The 13903-nt window shown below is 47.6% G+C and carries 12 protein-coding genes; all 12 read left to right on the top strand.

What is annotated here, in order from left to right; all coding sequences use genetic code 11:
* The first annotated feature begins 20 nt into the window (after positions 1-20).
* The 12 genes from QF049_RS29145 (at position 21) to QF049_RS29200 (ending at position 13893) form a co-directional block, all read left to right on the top strand.
* Complete coding sequence (locus tag QF049_RS29145; protein WP_307542413.1) at positions 21-1247, top strand: amidohydrolase; 1227 nt, start codon at positions 21-23, stop codon at positions 1245-1247.
* A gap of 334 nt (positions 1248-1581) precedes the next feature.
* Positions 1582-2442, top strand: a complete 861-nt coding sequence (locus tag QF049_RS29150) for a histidine racemase CntK family protein (protein ID WP_124117594.1) — start codon at positions 1582-1584, stop codon at positions 2440-2442.
* Positions 2443-2483: 41 nt separating this feature from the next.
* Complete coding sequence (locus tag QF049_RS29155) at positions 2484-3278, top strand: SAM-dependent methyltransferase (protein WP_307542415.1); 795 nt, start codon at positions 2484-2486, stop codon at positions 3276-3278.
* A 66-nt stretch (positions 3279-3344) separates the two neighbouring features.
* Entirely contained in the window at positions 3345-4631 is a 1287-nt protein-coding gene (locus tag QF049_RS29160; protein WP_307542417.1) for an opine metallophore biosynthesis dehydrogenase, read from the top strand.
* Positions 4632-4876: 245 nt separating this feature from the next.
* Positions 4877-6505, top strand: coding sequence for a staphylopine-dependent metal ABC transporter substrate-binding lipoprotein (cntA, locus tag QF049_RS29165; RefSeq protein ID WP_307542420.1), 1629 nt, complete (start codon positions 4877-4879; stop codon positions 6503-6505).
* A 13-nt stretch (positions 6506-6518) separates the two neighbouring features.
* Positions 6519-7451 carry a nickel/cobalt ABC transporter permease gene (opp1B, locus tag QF049_RS29170; protein WP_307543478.1) on the top strand — a complete coding sequence of 311 codons (933 nt, stop codon included), beginning with the start codon at positions 6519-6521 and terminating at the stop codon, positions 7449-7451.
* Positions 7451-8347: a staphylopine uptake ABC transporter permease subunit CntC gene (gene cntC / locus QF049_RS29175; protein WP_307542422.1), complete on the top strand. Its 897-nt coding sequence runs from the start codon at positions 7451-7453 to the stop codon at positions 8345-8347. Before opp1B ends, cntC begins: the two co-directional genes overlap by 1 nt.
* Positions 8328-9137, top strand: coding sequence for a staphylopine uptake ABC transporter ATP-binding protein CntD (gene cntD, locus QF049_RS29180; RefSeq protein ID WP_307542424.1), 810 nt, complete (start codon positions 8328-8330; stop codon positions 9135-9137). The genes cntC and cntD overlap by 20 nt, the downstream gene beginning before the upstream one ends.
* Positions 9138-9890 carry an ABC transporter ATP-binding protein gene (locus QF049_RS29185; RefSeq protein ID WP_307542426.1) on the top strand — a complete coding sequence of 251 codons (753 nt, stop codon included), beginning with the start codon at positions 9138-9140 and terminating at the stop codon, positions 9888-9890. It abuts the gene before it with no gap.
* A 14-nt stretch (positions 9891-9904) separates the two neighbouring features.
* Positions 9905-11098, top strand: a complete 1194-nt coding sequence (gene cntE, locus QF049_RS29190; RefSeq protein ID WP_307542428.1) for a staphylopine family metallophore export MFS transporter CntE — start codon at positions 9905-9907, stop codon at positions 11096-11098.
* A gap of 29 nt (positions 11099-11127) precedes the next feature.
* Positions 11128-12360 (top strand): staphylopine family metallophore export MFS transporter CntE, encoded by a 1233-nt coding sequence (gene cntE / locus QF049_RS29195; RefSeq protein ID WP_307542430.1) that lies wholly within the window; start codon positions 11128-11130, stop codon positions 12358-12360.
* Positions 12361-12696: 336 nt separating this feature from the next.
* Positions 12697-13893, top strand: a complete 1197-nt coding sequence (locus tag QF049_RS29200; protein ID WP_307542433.1) for a GTP-binding protein — start codon at positions 12697-12699, stop codon at positions 13891-13893.
* The last annotated feature ends 10 nt before the right edge of the window (positions 13894-13903 follow it).

Below are 13903 nucleotides of genomic sequence, written 5' to 3' on the forward strand. Positions count from 1 at the left end.
TACGAATGGGAGGCCGTGTGATGAAAAGTGATCTGGAACAGCCTAAACAGCAGGCTGAGCAACAAGTGCAGGGCCCCGAGCATGAACCTCACGGTGAACGGGCGGAAGAATTCGCGGAACGTTTAATCACCATTCGGCGACACATGCATCGTAACCCGGAATTGTCCGGCGAGGAAAAGGAGACGACAGCTGCCATTCGCAGGTGGCTGGAAGAGGAAGGCGTCCGTATTGCAGACGAATATGCGCTGCGGACAGGACTTGTCGCTGAAGTAGGTCAAGGGGACGGTCCTGTGGTTGCCCTAAGAGCAGATATTGATGCGCTGCCCATTCAGGAAGAGACAAAGCTGGAATTTGCCTCCCAAGTAGATGGAAAGATGCACGCTTGCGGACATGATGCACACACGGCAATTCTAATTGGTGCTGCACGATTACTGAAACAGCGCGAGTCCATTCTACCGGGAAAAGTACGGTTGATATTCCAGCCATCGGAGGAGAAAGCAACGGGTGCACGGCAAGTGATCCAGAGCGGCGCATTATCCGATGTTCGGGCCGTATTTGGGTTGCATAACAAGCCTGATCTCCAGGTAGGTACGGTGGGCATTCGGGAAGGTGCATTGATGGCAGCAGCAGACGGTTTTGTTGTCAAAGTGGAAGGTGTAGGCACCCATGCAGCTGTGCCTGAAGCCGGCATTGATCCAATTGTGGTTGCCGCACATATTGTTACGGCATTACAGGCCATCGTAAGCCGCAATGTGGGAGCACAGGAGAGTGCTGTAATCAGCGTCACCAAGCTTCATAGCGGCACAGCCTGGAACGTTATTCCCGATGAAGCGATCCTTGATGGCACAGTGCGTACCTTTGATGAGAAAGTGCGTGCACGGATTCGCGAACGTTTCAATCAGGTAGTCGCCGGTGTGGCCGCAGCCTATGGCACACGGGCTACGGTTCGCTGGATTCAGGGACCACCTGCCGTGGTCAACGATGAGTCTCTGGCATCTGCGGCGGAGCAAGTTGCAAGTGAGATTGGATTAAACAGTGTTAGACCGCTACCTTCTCCAGCAGGTGAGGACTTCTCTTTTTATCAAAAAGAAGTTCCGGGCCTGTTCCTTTTTCTGGGCACCTCTGGCCCGCATGAGTGGCATCACCCTGGCTTTGATGTGGATGAACAGTCGCTGCCGTTGGGAGCACATCTTCTGGCTGCACTGGCTGAGAAAGCACTGCACAATGTGCAAGCACATCAAGAGTGATGAGTATAGTGAATCACTGGATCATATCCAGATCGAAACGGTTCCGTTCGACGGCAGCCGTTTTTCGTATTCCCTTTTTTAAGTGAGAGCGGGTAGGAACGACGATTCGCTGAATCTTATCAGACGGTATAGTTATGGCTAGGGCTGGCGCAGAAGCGTCAGCTCTGTTTGGGTTTTCTTATAGGGAGGGCAGCTAAAGGTATTTTGAAATTTTTATTTTTTAAAATGGAAATATTTGTTGACGCTTCCCAAAAGGATGTGCTATATTTTTCTCGACCTTTTAATCGTAATAATTACTATTAGATAAAAAAGAAGAACAGGAGTAGTCGCTGCGATGAAACAGGAGATCGATTTTATCAAGTTCAGTCCCACCCAAAACATGACGATTCTGGTTAAAACGGATCATGCAGCAGAGAAATACAATCATATTGCGACTCGTCTAATGTCGTATGATAACGTTTACGCCGAACAAGTGGGATTCATTGAACCAACGAGGAGACCGGAAGCTGTGGCCCGTCTGGAAATGGCCGGAGGAGAGTTCTGTGGCAATGCCTGTATGGCACTTGCAGCACACCACGCATCTGAAGCAGGACTGGCACAACAGGAGTCTATGGATATCATGCTGGAGGTTTCCGGAACCGATCAATTGATCATGTGCCATGTGAAGAAGCAGCAGCATGAATACAACTGCCAGGTAACCATGCCGGTTCCCAAACAGATCGAGCAGCGAACAATTCGATATGAAGGCATCGAGCTCGATATGGTGATCATCCGGTACGCTGAGTTCATCCATATCGTGATTGAAGTCGATGACTTTGACGATACGATGAAGAAGAGGGCACAGACCCTTGCAAGATTACTGGGATTAACCCTGGGAGATAAGCTGATCGGTATCTTGTTATATCAATCACACTTGGAAGAAATGGCTCCACTCATCTATGTTCCGGAGCTGGATAGTCTGATCTGGGAGAGAGGATGTGGATCGGGTACGGCCTCCGTCGGAGCCTATCTCGCATGGAACCAACAGAGAGGAATTACTCAGTACATCAAGCAGCCTGGTGGTGCGATCAAAGTGGTAGCCCAGTGGGATGGCGCAGAACTTGGGAGTATTACGATTGAAGGATCGGTTGGCATCGTGGCTCAAGGCAAAGCCTTCATAGATGCTCCAGCAGAATGGAGCGTTATAAACGCATGAGGTACATGACATGATCGAGACAACGTATTGGGGGAAAAGAAATGATCACATTGGTTCATTTTCAGACATGTTTGAGTGAATTTGCAGAGAAATTCGATAAGCTCGCGAGCAAGTATGATCATACGATTCAGCATAGTTCGGAGCTGGAAGCTGTGATCAATGACTACTCCCGCTTTGTGACCAATCAGGAGAATAAGGCAGCCTGGGAACAGTTGGAGCATTCGGAGTTGGAAGAACTGGATTCGCTTGTATGGCAGTTAAGAAATAAATCCGCCCAGTGTGTGGCGATCATGGAGAAATATCGTGCATTGAAGTTAGAGAACGGGGATGTGCAGATTGCCGATTATTTCAAAAACATAGAAGAATGTATCGATAAAGAATTCGGCAGCTTCCATGTCACCTCCGATTCCAGAGTGTTGTTGGTAGGCTCCGGTTCATTCCCCATGACACCATTACTCATCGCCAAGCGAACAGGTGCAGAGGTCGTAGGGATCGATATTGATGAAGAATCCATTACCCTCGGGCGAAAAGTGGTGGAGACACTGGGCACGGGTTTGAAGATTCGTTTGGAGTCAACATTGCTGGAGAATCTGGATTATACCAGGGAAGCAACCCATATCATTTTCAGCTCTACCGTGGCCCCTAAATATGAGCTGCTCGATCAACTGCATGCTCTGACGAATACACAGGTGGTTGTAGCCATGAGATACGGTGATCAGTTGAAATCTTTGTTCAATTATCCGATGAAAGCGACGGACAGCAACAAGTGGAAGCTGGTGGATACGATCTTGCGCCCGGATGATGTGTTTGATATTGCGTTGTACCAAAAAGCATAGGTATGCAAGTGCATCCAAGTGTGTCCATATGGATTACAGATTGAACTTTGAATATAGGAGGCATATATGAGTAATCTTCAGCGAATTCTGATACTCGGAACCGGCCCTGCATCCATTCAGCTTGCGGTAACGCTCAAAGATCATCTCAACTGCTGTATAGGCATTGCGGGGAGACAATCGGTTCGTTCAGCATCGATTTTTTCAGCCCTTGAAGAGAGCAATCAACGTATTCAGGTCAGCATTCAAAATGAGAAACATCAATCGCTCGCAGGTGAATGTTTCGTTGATCATGTGTTCAAGGGATATGACACCATTGATGGTGAGTGGGACACACTCATTTTGGCTGTAACAACGGATGCTTATATCGATGTATTGGAGCAAATGAAAAATGAATTCATCAAACAACTGAAATGTATCATTTTGGTTTCTCCAACGTTTGGGTCGAATCGACTTGTGACCCATTATATGAGAGAGCGGAATGCAGAGCCGGAAGTGGTCAGTTTCTCTACCTACCTTGGAGATACCCGTTGGATGCACGAACATCCGTCGAATCATGTGATTACTACAGGGGTGAAGAAAAAGGTTTATATCGGTTCCACTCGTTACCCGTCTGAACAGGTGAGTAAGCTACGCGAAGGTTATGAGCGTTTGGGTGTTGCGCTGGAAGTGATGCGATCCCCACTGGAGGCGGAAACGAGAAATATCTCGTTGTACGTTCATCCGCCCTTGTTCATGAATGACTTCTCATTAGAAGCCATCTTTGAAGCATCGGATATTCAGAAATATGTATATAAGATGTATCCCGAAGGCCCGATTACTCAAGTTTTGATACGGGATATGCGGGCACAGTGGCAGGAGATTATGAACATTACGGACCGACTCCATATCCAGGGAGTGAACCTGCTTCAATTCATGACGGATGACAACTATCCGGTTCGATTAGAGAGTATATCACGCCAGGATATCGAGAATTTCAATCAGCTGCAGGTCATTCATCAAGAGTATTTATTATACATACGATACACCTCATTATTGATTGATCCATTCTCGGAACCTGATTCGGAAGGCAAATATTTTGACTTTTCAGCAGTCCCATTCCGTCAAACGTTCATGAACCGCGAAGGGGAACTGGACATCCCCCGTATGCCCAATGAAGATTACTACCGCATCAAAATCATTCAGGGCATAGCCAGACATCTCGATGTGAGCTGTCCAACCATTGATCAATTTATCGCCAGATATGAAGCGAAGCTTCAGGAAGTGGCTGACGCACACCCGAATCAACGCTTGTCCGAAGCCTTTGTCATCCAATCCTTTGACGAGGATATCCGCATGATCTGCACCGGACTTTGACTTTGAGTAATAGGGTTAATTACATCTCAAATTAATCAAGTTGAACCTGATGTTTACATCATAACGGAGAGTGCAGAACGAATCTGAAGAAGCGAAGCGGTCGCCTTTATCCCCGGATTTTCTCTTTGGAAAAGAGAATCAAAAAAATCTGGGGATAACAGCGATCGGAAGATGGTACTGCAATCGGAGTGGTCCGATGTAACCTACAAGGTCTGCTTGTAACTTAATCATCAGGAGGAAATGTTGTGAAAAAGGGTCTTACTTTTACATCCATACTATTGCTGGTGTCTGCCATTGCGCTGCTCGCCGGATGCGGACAGAGCCCAAAAGAGAAAGAGAGCGCCCAAACGGAGCCTGCCAATAGCCAGGTACAAACAGAACTCATCTATGCTTCTGCCAAAGATATTAATGATATGAACCCCCATCTGTATACAGGTTCCATGCCTGCGCAAGGAATTGTATATGAGTCGCTGGTGGAAAACACACCTGACGGAATCAAGCCATTGCTGGCTGAATCATGGGATATCTCCGAGGATGGCAAGACCTATACCTTTCATCTGCGACAAGATGTGAAATTCCATGATGGAGAGCCGTTCAACGCAGAGGCGGTTAAACAAAATATCGATGCAGTACAGGCGAATGCCGAAAAACATGCCTGGATCAAGCTGTCTACCAAAATCACGAGTGTAAAAGTTATCGATGAGCATACGGTGGAGCTGACGCTGTCGGAAGCCTATTATCCGGCATTGGTGGAATTGTCCATGACAAGACCTTATGTCTTCATATCACCCAAGGATTTCAAAGATGGCGGAACCAAAGACGGGGTAAGTGGTTTCCACGGTACAGGACCTTACAAGCTTACTGCTCATAAAGTCGAAGAGAATGCCACATTTGAAGCCAATGAAGACTATTGGGGTGGTGCACCTGCAATCAAGAAGATCACATCCAAGGTTCTTCCGGCTGGAGAAACAACATTCCTGGCATTGCAAAAGGGAGAGATCAACTTTGTGTTCACCGATGACCGGGGAGCAGATAGTATCGATGTCGAAGCCATGGACCAATTGGCTGAATCCGGTGGTTATCAAGTGGTTCGAAGTGAAGCGATGAATACGAATATGATCGTAGCCAATAGCAGTCGCCAGAATAGTCCGGTTCAGGAAACGGCAGTGCGGGAAGCGCTATGGGTTGGTATTGATCGGGAAACGATCAGTAAAGATATTTTCAACGGAACGCAGACTGTAGCGGACACGCTATTTTCAGCCAACGTCAATTACGCCAAGGTGGACCTTAAGAAACGGGAGTATGATCCGGAATTGGCTGGAAATCTTCTGGACCAAGCTGGCTGGACATTGGCAGACGGTGAAGTGGTGAGAACGAAGAACGGTCAGCCTTTAGCCATGAAATTATACTATGACAGCAACTCGTCTTCACAGAAAATACAGGCCGAATTGATCCAGTATTCCCTGAAAGAATTGGGTGTTCAGCTTGAGATCATGGGCGAAGAGTCCACTTCCATTGCGAATCGGAGAGCCACCGGGGAATATGACCTGCTCTTTAATCAAACCTGGGGACTGGCCTATGATCCACAGAGTACCATTGCTGCATTTACGTCAGATTCAGCATACAAGCATACGACAAGCGGAATTGCCGAAGCGGATGAACTGTACCAGAAAATCGATGCGGTCATGGTTTCCACGGATGAGACATCACGCCAATCTCTGTATGCCGACATTATGAAGATCGTCCATGATGAAGCGTTGTTCATTCCGATTACCAACGGGCGGGTCACCGTAGTCGCTCCTGAGAATCTCGATGGAATCTCATTCAAGCAGACCCAATATGAACTGCCATTTGAACAAATGAATTTTAAATAGAGCGGAGATGGATATGGGAAGTTATATCGTCAAAAGGATTCTGTTAACCATCCCTTTACTGATTATCATTTCATTTATAACGTTTGTTCTGATTAATCTATCTCCCTTGGACCCGGCGGTTGTTGTCTTACAGGCACAGGAAGTTCCGCAGATTACAGAGGAATTAATTGCCCAGACCAACCAGGCATTGGGGTTCGATCAGCCGTTCATGACCCAGTATGTGAACTGGATCATGGCTGTTGTGCAGTTGGACTTTGGCAACTCTTATGTATCTGGCGAACCCGTGTGGTCATTGATGGGGCCTGCTTTTATGAACACATTGAAGTTAACACTTGTCTCATCGGTATTCATTATTGCGCTGTCCATTCTGCTGGGAGTGATCTGTGCCATGAGAGAAGGCAAGCTGCTGGATCGATCGGTCAGAGGTGCATCATTTTTCCTTACCGCCATGCCATCCTACTGGCTTGCAGCCATGATGATCTGGTATTTTTCCGTCAAGCTGGACCTGTTACCTACCAGCGGCATGGACTCGTATCGAAGTTACATTCTACCGGTGATCGTAATCACGGTGAGTTATACGGGCATTTACTTCCGAACGGTTCGAAGTTCCATGCTGAGCAATATGAATGAGGACTATGTGTTATATGCAAGGGCAAGCGGTCTGAGTGAGAAGAAAGTTACCCTGCATATTCTGAGAAATTCATTACAGGTGGCTGTGTCCATCTTTTGTATGGCGATCCCGATCGTGCTGGGCAGTACGGTAGTCATCGAAAATGTATTTGCCTGGCCGGGACTCGGTAGGCTCAGCGTGAAATCCATTTTAAGCAGGGATTTTCCGATTATCCAGGCGTATGTTCTGATGTTGGCTGTAACCTTTGTCTTATTTAATACGTTATCCGACATTATTAATGCGGCGATGAATCCCCGGTTGAGAAAGGAATTCTGATGCGAATATTGAAAAATCTGAGCAAAGACAAGCTGGCCATGACCTCTTTGATGGTAATTATCGTCATGATTATAGCGGGCATTTTCGCCCCTCTTATTGCGCCCCATGATCCTGGACAAGTGAATATGAAGCTTCGTTATGCCTCCTCATCCTGGGATTATCTATTGGGCAATGATCATCTGGGCAGATGTGTATTATCCCGGCTTATCTATGGCATCCGTCCAAGTGTGTTATGGGTTCTGGTTGCGCTCAGTCTATCTGTTCTGATCGGGGCTATTGTTGGATTCATCGCGGGTTACTTCAAGGGGAAAGTGGATGCATGGATCATGAGAGTCTGTGATATTATGCTGTCTTTTCCCGGATACGTGATGACACTGGCGGTGGTTGGCATTTTGGGTGCAGGACTGGAGAACATTTTGATTGCCTTTGTGTGGATGAAATGGGCCTGGTTTGCCCGCGTTATTCGAACATCTGTGATGCAATTCTCCGATATGGATTATGTAAAATTCGCCAAAGCCTCCGGCACACCTAATCTGAGAATTATAACCAAACATATTGTTCCGGTTACTTTTGCCGATATTGCCGTCATTGCCAGCGGTTCCATGTGTTCGATGATGTTGCAGATCTCCGGCCTTTCCTTTCTGGGGCTTGGAATCCAGGCTCCGCATGCGGAGTGGGGCATGATGCTCAATGAGGCGAGGGAAGTCATGTTCTCCAGACCTGAATTGATGTTGGCACCGGGCCTGGCCATTGTGGTGGTCGTGTCTGCTTTTAATTTTCTATCGGATGCCCTTCAAGTGGCTCTGGACCCCAAATTGATGACCTCTCAAGGTAAGTCTGACAAGTCTTACGAAAGTGAGGTGAGAAAGGCCGCTTATGAATATAGTCGAGGTTGAACATTTGAAAGTATGGGACACCAATACAGATAAAGTGATCATTCATAACAGTTCATTCGAAGTTAAACAGGGAAGCTGTATGGCCATCGTGGGGGAAAGTGGTAGCGGCAAGTCCGTCACGTGCAGGGCCATCATGCGACTGAACAAGCCATGGATTCGCCAATCGGGCAAGATGTTATTCCAGGGCGAAGATCTGAACCAGCTTTCGGAACCGGAGATGCGGCGTAAGCGGGGCAAGCATCTGTGTATGATTTTGCAGAATGGCATGAGTGCATTTGATCCCTCCTGTGTCATTGGTGTCCATATTCGGGAGACGCTTCAGCAGCATTTTGGCTGGAACACCCGCGAGATTGAGCGGAAAATCATCAATGCCATGGAAAGCGTCATGCTCAGACATCCGCGCGAGATTCTGAATCAATATCCACATCAGCTGTCCGGTGGGATGCTGCAACGAATCATGATTGCACTGGCATTGGTGCTTGAGCCTGATCTGATTATTGCGGATGAGCCGACAACGGCGCTGGATACGATCTCCCAATATGAAGTGGTGGAGCAATTGATTCAATTACGCGAACGCATGGGCTGTTCCATGATGTTCATCTCCCATGACCTCGGCGTCGTTCAGAAGATTGCAGATGACGTGATGGTCATGAAAGACGGCAAGATCGTCGAGCGTGGCAGCATGCATTCTGTTTTGACAGAGCCGAAGCATGCCTATACGCAGTATCTGGTCTCTATCCGATTGGAGCTGAGCAATCATTTCAAGGCATTGATGCAGGGGGACTTATAGATGCTAAAGGTGGAAGGTATTGAAAAATCATATAACCAAGGCGGACTGTTCTCCAAGCACAGACAACAGGTATTGAAACAAGTTACCTTTGAATGCCCGCAGAGCGAGTGTTTGGGCATCATTGGTGAAAGCGGAAGCGGTAAATCTACATTGGGCCGTCTGATTCTCGGCATTGAACGGCCGGATCGTGGAACGATCTCGCTGGATGGTAAAGACGTACAGGATCGACGTGCACGGATGGGTAACATCAGCGCCGTTTTTCAAAATTATACGTCTTCGATCAATCCATTTCTTAATGTGGAAGCTGCCATTATGGAACCGATGCAAGCGCAGCAAAAGCTGCGAAAGGATCAGGGTAACTCAGCGAAGGTGGATCTGTTGCTCAACCAAGTTGGACTGGACCCTTCCTATAGATCCAAATATCCGCATGAACTATCCGGCGGGGAGGCTCAGAGAGTGTGCATTGCCAGGGCCATCTCCACCGCCCCAAAATGCATCGTGTTCGATGAAGCGATCAGCTCACTGGACGTGTCTGTTCAGATTCAGGTGCTGCAATTGTTGAAAGAGCTTAAGGAAATCTACAAGCTGAGCTACGTCTTTATCACGCATGATATACAGGCGGCAGCCTATATCTGTGACAGGGTGATCATTTTCAGAGAGGGTCAGATTGAAGAGATCGTTCCGATTGAGCAGCTAAAGGATGTTCAGTCAGACTATGCGAAGAAATTATTGAAGCATTTAATTACATTTTAGGGGGAACACCCATTGTGAGTGGAGCGATGTCTTGGCCTTTTCTGCGCTTGTACATACTGGTTCTTCTATATTTCAGTGCCAATGCCATTCTTAACGTGATCATCCCATTGCAAGGGGAGTCTTTGGGTGCGAGCGGTACAACGATTGGACTGATCATGGGCGCTTATATGTTCACAACCATGTTTTTCAGACCATGGGCAGGTCGGATTATTCAAAAGCATGGTCCGATCAAAATATTGCGTCTGATTCTGATCATCAATGGATTTGCGCTGATTTTATATACCTTTACGGGACTCGGAGGTTATTTGGTTGCTCGTATTTTGCAGGGTGTATCGACAGCGTTCTTTTCTATGGCTTTGCAGATTGGCATTATTGATGCACTTCCGGAGAAAGATCGGTCACAGGGGATCTCGTATTATTCGCTATTCAGTTATATACCGGGGATCGTGGGGCCTGTTATTGCGTTAGGAATCTGGCAGACGGGTGGTATGGATTATTTTACAGTGGTTCTGATCGGCATTGCCGTCTGTACGGGTGTCTTCGGATATACCGCCAAAATGGAACCAAACAAGGAGCAACCTGCTGAGAATCTTTCGGAGCAGAACGTCAGTATGTGGGAATCCTTTGGTCAGTTGGTGAAGAATCCGTTTCTGTTTCGATGCAGTGTGTTAATGCTCGCCGCTTCCGTTGTATTTGGTGCGATTACCACCTTTATCCCGCTGTATGCGAGTCAAGTACCAAATGGGAATGCGGGTGTGTATCTGATGCTTCAGGCCGGGACGGTGGTGCTGGCTCGAATCATGCTTAGGAAAAGGATTCCGTCTGATGGCAGTTGGCATTCTCCTTTCATGATGGGCACCATGTGTCTGCTCGCCGTAGCTGCGCAATGTGTCAGTTTTGCCGTGACAGGCGGGGTGGTCTTTTTCTATGTGGGCGCTGTATTCATGGGAATCGGTCAGGCGATCCTGTATCCGACACTCACGACCTATTTATCTTTTGTGTTGCCTAAGCTGAACCGGAACGTTCTGATCGGCCTATTTATTGCGATGGCGGATCTGGGTATTTCTCTGGGTGGTGTGATTATGGGACCCGTCGCTGACTTCTCTTCCTATTCATTTATGTACATGATTTGTGCTATCCTAGGAGCGGTAATGATCGTTTTTGCCTATGAACGGCGTAGACCCGTGACAGGTACATCTATGAATTGACTGCCAGAAGAGAAAGTGGTGACGAACGTTTGAAGGCTTCAATGACGGCAACATCCAATGGAAAATTAAATCCGGTATCCTTTTCGTTTATCCGGTTTTATATGCTGGCCTTTTTATTTTTTGCGGCAAATTCAGCTTTGACGATTATTCTGCCTTTGAGAAGCGAAGCCGCGGGATTGAATCAGGCTGAGATTGGTCTGATGATGGGGGCATATATGTTCACCTGTATGCTCTTGAGACCTTTTGCAGCACAGCTGCTGGGTAAGCACGGGCCGCTTCGTGTGATGCAATGGCTATTGCTTTTACACGCCGGGACGTTGCTGCTGTTTGTTGTTTTTGGTGTGGAGACGTATCTGTGGTTGCGAGCCCTGCAAGGGGTGGCTACGGCCTTTTTCTCCATGACGATGCAGGCAGGCATTGTGGAAAAGCTGGAGGACAAAGACCGGGCACAAGGGCTGTCCATGTACACCCTGTTTACGATGGTTCCTTCTCTGGTCATTCCGATCCTCGCCATACAAATCTGGGAAAATGCCAGTGATCTGGCGTTTACGCTGCTGATGATCGGACTGGCGGCGCTGCCACTTCTGATTGGATATAATGTGGATCTGCCACGGAGTACCGTGCAGAATAAATCGTACACCTTGGGTGACATGTTTCGTTCATTCGGCGGCATTTGGCGCAGTACGCCACTGCTGATCAGCAGTGTGGTGATGTTGTTTGCGTCCTGCGTCTTTGGGGCGACAGCGACCTTTCTTCCCCTGTATATGGTATCCACTGGACTGGCGAGTGCAGGGGTATTTCTGACGATACAGGGATTGGTTGTGATCCTGTGCAGGTTTATTTTGCGTAAAAAAATTCCGTCCGACGGTAGCTGGAATACCTGGCTGATGGCAGGGTTAATGCTGTGTGCTGCACTTGGGACCCAGTTGCTTAGCTTAATGGAGATCATCGGGCCATTGGTGTATCTCTCCGCGGTGTTCAGCGGCTTTGCCCTGGCACTGTTGTACCCGACATTAACCACATACCTGTCTTTTGTGTTGCCTGCGGATTCCAGATATGTACTCATGGGGATCTTCATGTCCTCGTATGACCTTGGATTCTCTTTGGGTGGACTGGCGATGGGGCTTATTGTACAGGTAAGTTCGTATTCGACCATGTTTATGATCTGCACGTTGCTCTCTATTGCAGCGATGGTTCTGGTGTTGGTATTCAGGCAACGGATGGAAGCGGGCAATAAGGCCAGATCTGTGGTAGCAAGCTGAATAGTAAAGTAAAGGCTCATGAACTGAATTTTCCGGGACGTATCGTCAGGATACAAAGCTGAAGGAGACAGATCATGAGTCTTTTTTATATCTAGCATTTATAAGTTTTCAGCGGAGCAGGACAATTCGATTATCGCAAGAAAAACTACAACTGAACGCGGTCTTCCTTTTGTGAAAGTACGTCGATAAATGTTTTTCTTATCCATTTTTCTGGACTATTTCGTAAAAATAGTTTGACAACGACCGTGCAACAGGATTATAGTCATTGTTGTTAATCGTAATAATTACTATTAAAGTCCAAGTTACACAGACTGCAAATATAAGGAGTAGATTTCTATGACACAAAAGCAAGTTCCGGTAACCGTACTGAGTGGTTACCTCGGTTCAGGGAAAACGACGGTTTTGAATCATGTGTTGAACAACAGACAGGGACTCAAAGTTGCGGTGATCGTCAACGACATGAGTGAGGTGAACATTGATGCTGCGCTGGTTAAGGGGGAGGCAACCTTGTCTCGAACCGAAGAGAAGCTGGTGGAGTTGTCGAACGGCTGTATCTGCTGCACCTTGCGGGATGATCTGATGCAGGAGATTGAGAAGCTGGTGAACGAAGGCAAGTATGATTATATTTTGATCGAATCCACCGGCATCAGTGAACCTGTTCCAGTTGCACAGACCTTTACATACGCCGATGAGGAGTCGGGTATTGATCTAACTAGTCTGGCCCGATTGGATTGTCTGGTAACGGTGGTGGATGCCAATCGATTCTGGCATGATTTTGGATCAGGACAGAGTCTTCTGGATCGTAATCAGGCGACCGGAGATGAGGACACCCGTGATGTTGTAGACTTGTTGATTGATCAGATCGAAACCTGTGATGTGCTACTGCTGAACAAATGTGATCTGGTCGATGACACCGAGCTGAACAAGCTCGAAGGTATCATCCGGAAGCTACAGCCTAACGCCAAGATCATTCGGACCCAGAATGGACAGGTGAATCCTTCTGAGATTCTGAATACAGGCCGTTTTGATTTTGAGAAAGTGAGCATGTCCGCTGGATGGATTCAGGAGCTGGAGAAAGAGTCGCATACACCGGAAACGGAGGAATATGGTATTGGTTCCTTTGTCTATCGCCGGAGAAAGCCGTTCCATCCTTCCCGTCTGGCTGAATTCATGAGTTACTGGCCGGAAGAAGTGGTACGTGCCAAAGGTTTAGTATGGCTTGCGGCCGAAGGGGATGTTGCTGCAAGCCTGAGTCAGGCGGGACCATCCATTCAATTTGGTCCTGCGGGACATTGGGTCGCGGCGTTGCCGGAAACGGACAAGGAAGAGATTTTACGTAACGAGCCGGATGTTCTGGAGAAATGGGATGCCCAGTGGGGAGATCGTCAAACGGAGCTTGTCATGATCGGGATCGACATGGAACGTGCCAGCATTGAAGACGAGCTGGACCAGTGCCTGCTCAGTGATGAAGAAATGCTGGCAGACTGGGGCCATTTTGATAATCCCCTACCATGGCCTGTGGAAGCTGTATAAGTCAGAGAGG

The organism is Paenibacillus sp. W4I10 (assembly GCF_030816325.1).
Lineage (GTDB): Bacteria > Bacillota > Bacilli > Paenibacillales > Paenibacillaceae > Paenibacillus > Paenibacillus amylolyticus_B.